Annotated in this window: 1 protein-coding gene; it reads right to left on the bottom strand. The window is 69.4% G+C overall.

From position 1 onward, the window contains the following. On the bottom strand, positions 1-612 hold a 612-nt coding region (locus AC1DUR_RS25800), incomplete at both ends, for a VCBS domain-containing protein (protein WP_477722390.1).

Below are 612 nucleotides of genomic sequence, written 5' to 3'. Positions count from 1 at the left end.
GTGATGGTGATCGTCACCGTCGTGGCCGCCGAGGCGGCGTTGCCCGCCCCCGAGTCGTCGGTGGCCACCACGTTGTACGAGAAGGTGATGGTTTCACCGGCGCGCAGGAAGTCCAGGTTCTGGCTGGCGCTGTAGTCCCAGCTGTCCTGGTCGACCGAGAAGCCGGCCACCAGCGCCGAGGCCACGCCCGCAGCCAGCGTGCCGCCGCTCCAGGCGATGTCGCCGTTGGAGCTCTGGCTGACCGTGACCACATCGTTGGCGTCCACATCGGCGAAGCTCAGCGCGCCGCTGTCGGTGAGCAGGGCCGCTCCGTTGCCTTCGTTCATCGCGCCGGCCGTGTCGCCGATCGTCAGCGTCGGCTGGTCGTTGCTGCCGGTGATGGTGATCGTCACCGTCGTGGCCGCCGAGGCGGCGTTGCCCGCCCCCGAGTCGTCGGTGGCCACCACGTTGTACGAGAAGGTGATGGTTTCACCGGCGCGCAGGAAGTCCAGGTTCTGGCTGGCGCTGTAGTCCCAGCTGTCCTGGTCGACCGAGAAGCCGGCCACCAGCGCCGAGGCCACGCCCGCAGCCAGCGTGCCGCCGCTCCAGGCGATGTCGCCGTTGGAGCTCTGG

It is taken from the genome of Polaromonas sp. P4_F4 (assembly GCF_056401355.1).
This window is presented reverse-complemented; position numbering and strand designations above follow the sequence as displayed.